At 60.8% G+C, this 5,055-nt stretch carries 5 protein-coding genes and 2 pseudogenes; 1 reads left to right on the top strand and 6 read right to left on the bottom strand.

What is annotated here, in order from left to right; genetic code table 11:
* The 6 genes and pseudogenes from EPD66_RS23450 to phnC all read right to left on the bottom strand — a co-directional run.
* Positions 1-100, bottom strand: a pseudogene (locus tag EPD66_RS23450) (IS5/IS1182 family transposase); the annotation flags it as partial.
* A 107-nt stretch (positions 101-207) separates the two neighbouring features.
* Positions 208-1,077, bottom strand: a complete 870-nt coding sequence (locus EPD66_RS23445; protein WP_010466239.1) for a LysR family transcriptional regulator — start codon at positions 1,075-1,077, stop codon at positions 208-210.
* Positions 1,071-2,081 carry a phosphonate dehydrogenase PtxD gene (gene ptxD / locus EPD66_RS23440; RefSeq protein ID WP_063142062.1) on the bottom strand — a complete coding sequence of 337 codons (1,011 nt, stop codon included), beginning with the start codon at positions 2,079-2,081 and terminating at the stop codon, positions 1,071-1,073. The genes EPD66_RS23445 and ptxD overlap by 7 nt, the downstream gene beginning before the upstream one ends.
* 8 nt (positions 2,082-2,089) lie before the next feature.
* Positions 2,090-2,917, bottom strand: a complete 828-nt coding sequence (gene phnE, locus EPD66_RS23435; protein ID WP_010466252.1) for a phosphonate ABC transporter, permease protein PhnE — start codon at positions 2,915-2,917, stop codon at positions 2,090-2,092.
* Between the two features lie 8 nt (positions 2,918-2,925).
* Positions 2,926-3,789: a phosphate/phosphite/phosphonate ABC transporter substrate-binding protein gene (gene phnD, locus EPD66_RS23430; protein ID WP_012637487.1), complete on the bottom strand. Its 864-nt coding sequence runs from the start codon at positions 3,787-3,789 to the stop codon at positions 2,926-2,928.
* Positions 3,786-4,613: a phosphonate ABC transporter ATP-binding protein gene (phnC, locus tag EPD66_RS23425; RefSeq protein WP_012637488.1), complete on the bottom strand. Its 828-nt coding sequence runs from the start codon at positions 4,611-4,613 to the stop codon at positions 3,786-3,788. The genes phnD and phnC overlap by 4 nt, the downstream gene beginning before the upstream one ends.
* Positions 4,614-4,955: 342 nt before the next feature.
* On the opposite strand from phnC, the pseudogene EPD66_RS23420 reads away from it, so the two are divergent.
* Positions 4,956-5,055 (top strand): annotated as a pseudogene (locus tag EPD66_RS23420) (IS5/IS1182 family transposase); the annotation flags it as partial.

Raw genomic sequence — 5,055 nt, 5'->3', positions numbered from 1 at the left:
TCCACGGCACCACCCGATCCATCTCGATCAGGAACAACTCCTTGCGGGTTTGCTTGCGCTTGCCAGCGTACTCGGCGTCGGCGAAGGTCATCTGCTTCATCGGGAAACTCGGTGGGTGGGGTCGCGGTATTTTGCCAAATCAGAAAGTCTTTTTCAGAGTTTCCCTAGGCTGACAAGCCAAGCGCTGGATCGCAACCATCCATCACCTTATCCAGCTAGATCTGCCTCCTCCAATAAGTGCCGCACAAATCCCGGCGGGTGCAGATTTCCGGGAGGTTTGCGCCAGATCAGTTGGAGACGCTTTTCAAGCCCCGGGATGGGAAGAGCTACCAGCGCGCCACTGCGAACTTCGTCTTGTACTGCGGAAGCCATCACCAACGACACGCCGAGTCCCGCCCTCACTGCTTGTTTGACTGCCTCGGTGCTGCCTAGCTGCATACCGCTGCGAGGCACGCCCAGTTCGCCAAAGTATTCGGTCAGAAGCCGTCCGGTACCGCTACCCGGTTCACCTCCCAGCATCGGCAGGTCCACCAGACGATCACGTTCTATGCACCCTGCTTCAGCCAGCGCATGGTCGGGGCTGACGATAAGCACCAGCGGCTCGACCCGCCAGAGGCGGTGTTCGAAGTCGGGGTGAGGTAGCCACCATTCCATGATCGCGGCGTCGAGCTGGCCCGCCAGTAGCTGGTCGGCCACATCCGGGTTGGCGGCGATGCGCAGATCCACCTCGCCCCTCTCATTTGCGGTCGTCAGATAGTTGCGCACGAATGGCTGGAGAAGGTAGGTGCCGATGTTGGAGCTGGCCCCGACGCGCTCACGATTGCCATGCAGGGCTTCTAGCGCCCGGGCGTGCATGTCGAGCAAGGCGGTCGCATGCGGCATGAAGGCCAGCGCCCGTGTGGTAGGCTGGCAGCCGCTACGACTGCGCTGCACCAGCGTTACGCCGACCTGCTCTTCAAGCTTCTGCAAGTGCTGCGACACCGTCGGCTGGGCCAGCCCCAACGCCCTCGCCGCGCTCTGAAAACTGCCTGTTTGAACGATCGCTACCAGGCTCTTCAGCCAGACCGGATTCAACATGCGGCAGGCTCGGCCTTGGGCAGACGGTTCGCAGCGTTGATTGGGCGCGCACCTGCCAATACCTGGATGATGTTCTGCGCTGCACAACGTTCAATCTCCAGGCGCACCGCGCGCACTGCCGACCCTATGTGCGGAGTGAACAGCGTATTCGGATGCGCGAGCAGCGCAGGATCGATCAGCCGCGGCCGGTCCGCGCGAGCCCAGTCTTCCATTTCGAATACATCCGCCGCATACCCGCCGAGCTGGCCTCGCTCAAGCGCCGCGAGCACGGCGGCTTCATCCACTACCGAACCACGACAGGGGTTTACAAGCAGAGCGCCCGGCCGTACGAGGGCAAGCAGCTCGGCGTTGACCAGATGCTGGGTATCGGCATTCAAGGGAAGCGCCAGCAGGATGAAGTCCGAGCTGGCGAAGAGTTCGCTGCACGCCACCCGGCGCAGGCCGAGCCGTTGCTCGGTTTGTGTATCCAGAGCCTTCGCCTCGTGGTACTGCAGGGTCGCGCCCCATCCCTGCAAGCGATCAGCCATGGCCAGTCCGATGGCGCCCATGCCAAGGATGCCGACCGTAGCGTTATCCAGCCCCGTGCCGTAGAACTGTGGTTGCCAGCCCTGGAACTCGCCAGAGCGGACGAACGCATCTGCTGCCCGCAGATGCCGCCCCAGCCCCACCGCCAGTCCGATCGCCAGCTCGGCAGTCGGGACCGTCAACAGATCAGGCACGAAGGTCAGCCAGACCCCGCGGGCAGTACAGGCGTCCACATCGAAATTGTCGAAGCCCTTGAGCGCGCAGCCGACTACACGCAGCTCAGGGCAGGCTTGAAGAAAGTCTGCATCGACCCGATCGGGCATGAACGCCATCATCGCCTGAGCATCGCGGCAGCGGCGCAGAATTTCCTCGCGCGGCAGCGTGCTGTCGGTCTGGTTGGTCATCAGCTCGCAATGTGGCGCCAGCAGTTGCAGGATCTCATCGTGTACTCGGTGAGTTATAACGAGTTTCGGCAGCATGGTTTGTCCTATTTGAAACGTTTGCGCAGCACGCCACTGAAGGCGTCTACTAGCGTGACCATGGCCAGGATGACCAGCAGGATTGCTGCAACCTCCTGGTACTGCATGATGCGCAGCGAGCCCATGAGTTCGAAGCCGATACCGCCGGCGCCAACCATGCCCATCACGGTGGAGGCGCGAAAGTTGTATTCCCAGCGGTAGATCGCCACGTCGGCGAACTGCGGCGTCACCTGTGGCAAAACCGCGTGCAGCAGCACTTGCATCGGCGTAGCCCCCGCCGCCCGAGCGGCTTCCACCGGCGCTTCGTCGACGTGCTCGATGGCCTCGGCGAAGAACTTGCCGACCATGCCGACCGAATGCAGACCCAGGGCAAGCACGCCCGGCAAGGCGCCGAACCCTACGGCTGCAACGAAGATGATGCCCATGATCAGCTCCGGCACCGACCGCAGGGCATTGAGCAGCACCCGGGCAACACCGAACACAAGGGGGTGCGGCGCCGTATTGCGCGCTGCAACGAAGGCCACCACCAGCGAGAACACCACTGCGATGGCCGTACCGGCGATGCTCATCGCCAAGGTGTCGATCAAGGGGCGAATCCAGCTTCGATAGCCCGAAAAGTCTGGCGGCATGGCCTCGCCTGCCAGGGTCGCGATGGAGGGCAGCCCGTTCAGCAGCGTGGTGGCATCGAGCAGCCCCACGTACCAGCAGGCCAACAGCACCACTCCGAATACAATCGCCACCTGCCCCAGCTGGCGCCACCAACCGAGGCCGAAGCCTCGAAGGATGTGCTCGCGTTGCTCTGCAGGCAGCGCCTGCACGTCGTAATGAGTAGACATATCGGTGCTCACATCGTGGCGAAGTCGAGGCCGAGCAGCGATCCCATTTTGCGGATCACATCGTAGTCGGCGTCGGTGATTGGCGCGAAGGCCTCGGCCTTGAAGTTGCGCAGCACTTCGGGATCGTCGATACCGACGAATACATCCCGCACCTTGGTTTTCAGCTCGGGGCTCAGGTTCGAGCGCATCGCCCAGGGGTACTGGGGGTATTCGCCGCTGTAACCAAGTACTTTCACCTTGCTCGGATCGATTAGGCCACGTTCGACTGCGTGATTGAAAATTACCTCCGACAGCCCACCCGCATCGGCGTTGCCGTTCGCCACGTTGACGGCAACGGCGTCATGCGTGCCCACAAAATGTTGTTCGTAGTCCTGCCCACCCGTCAAATCGGCCGTCTCAAGAAGCACGGTTTTGGGAATCAAATGGCTGGACGTCGATGCCCGGTCACCATAGGCCATCTTCTTGCCCTTAAGGTCGGCATACTCATTCACGCCTGACGCCACATTGGCGATAATCACCGAGCGATAGGTCGGCTTGCCGTCGATGACCATGGCAGCGAAGGGCTCGATGTCGCTTTTGCTTTTGGCCATGACGTAGGACAGCGGACCGAAATACGCCAGGTCGATACGGCCAAAGCGCATCGCCTCAATCATCGAGGAATAGTCGGTGGTTACGATCAGCTGCACCTTCTTGTCCAGATGCTCTTCCAGATAATCCTTCAGCGGCTGGTTACGCTTGATCAGCTCGGAGGCGTTTTCGTCCGGCAGCAGGGCAACCTTTAGCACATCCGGATCGGCATCGGCCGCTAGGGCGGACAAACTTGAAACAGCGGACAGCAAGCAAGTCAATAAGAGCGCGGATAAGCGTTTCATCGGGACATCTCCAGTGAAGGTTCGAGCATGACAGGTGGTTCAGCCGGAGCATTCGCTGGCTGAGTCGTAGAGCGGCCTGCATAGATGCGCTCAAGCTGCGCATCGGTGAGTTCCGAGGGCGCGGCATCGAAAACGATCTGAGAATCGGCCAGCCCGACGACGCGATCGGCGAAGCGGCGGGCATATTCGAGTTGATGCAGCGAAACGATGGCGGTGATGCCGTCTTCCTTGCAGATGTCGCGCAGCAATCCGAGAACACGGACCGAAGTGGCCGGGTCGAGACTGGCTACCGGCTCATCGGCCAGAATGATCGCCGGCTGTTGCGCTAGCGCACGCGCGATGCCTACCCGCTGCTGCTGGCCACCGGACAGTTTGTCCACCCGGCTTAGCGCCTTGTCTGCCAGACCGACCCGAGCGAGGCAACTGAGCGCAATCTCCTGATCGGCACGCGGCAGAGGAAACAGCGAGCGGAGCGTGTTGTGAAAGGCCAGCCGACCGGTAAGCACATTAGCCAGTGCGCTTTGACGTTCGATTAGCTGGTGGTGCTGAAAGATCATGGCGGTACGCCGACGATGCTGACGCAAGGCCGAGCCGCTGCCGAGCTCACCGAGTTCGCTGGTGACACTGCCGCCAGTGGGCGTGACGAGTCGATTGAGACTACGGAGCAAGGTCGACTTGCCTGCGCCCGAGAGACCAAGCAGCACGGTGAACTCACCACGCCGAAATGCAATCGAGGTATCGCGTAGGGCTGTCACGCCGCCTGGATAGACGACGCTCAACCGGTCGACCCGCAGCACGGCGTCCTGTATCGGATGGGGCATCATTTGATCACCTTTCGCAATATTGCTGGCCGCACAATTGCGGTTCGCGATGCAAAGGATAGAAATTCCTTGTTACCGCACTGTTTCTAAAGGATGACATTTCGATGAATACTTCGAATCTGCCGTAGCGGGGCGGCAAGCGAAGCCGTGGAAGAACGGGCGCAACGTAGCGTCTTTCTTCACGCGGGATACAGGAGGCTTTGATTGATACTGCTGCGGATTCGCTACAGTAACGTTGGGCCAGAACGTAATGCCATCCAAGCAAGAGAGCGCACACTAGGGAAACTCTGAAGAAGACTTCCAGATTTTGGCAAAATACCCGGATTCCACCCACCGAGTTTCCCGATGAAGCAGATGACCTTCGCCGACGCCGAGTACGCTGGCAAGCGCAAGCAAACCCGCAAGGAGTTGTTCCTGATCGAGATGGATCGGGTGGTGCCGTGGA

The organism is Telmatospirillum sp. J64-1, assembly GCF_006980715.1.
In the GTDB taxonomy this organism is placed as follows: Bacteria; Pseudomonadota; Alphaproteobacteria; order Rhodospirillales; family Magnetospirillaceae; genus Oleiliquidispirillum; species Oleiliquidispirillum nitrogeniifigens.
This window is presented reverse-complemented; position numbering and strand designations above follow the sequence as displayed.

Bases quoted from the DNA above. Each gene is read 5' to 3' on its own strand.
- phnD (WP_012637487.1), bottom strand. From the start codon at position 3,789: ATGAAACGCTTATCCGCGCTCTTATTGACTTGCTTGCTGTCCGCTGTT.
- phnE (WP_010466252.1), bottom strand. From the start codon at position 2,917: ATGTCTACTCATTACGACGTGCAGGCGCTGCCTGCAGAGCAACGCGAG.
- ptxD (WP_063142062.1), bottom strand. From the start codon at position 2,081: ATGCTGCCGAAACTCGTTATAACTCACCGAGTACACGATGAGATCCTG.
- phnC (WP_012637488.1), bottom strand. From the start codon at position 4,613: ATGATGCCCCATCCGATACAGGACGCCGTGCTGCGGGTCGACCGGTTG.
- EPD66_RS23445 (WP_010466239.1), bottom strand. From the start codon at position 1,077: ATGTTGAATCCGGTCTGGCTGAAGAGCCTGGTAGCGATCGTTCAAACA.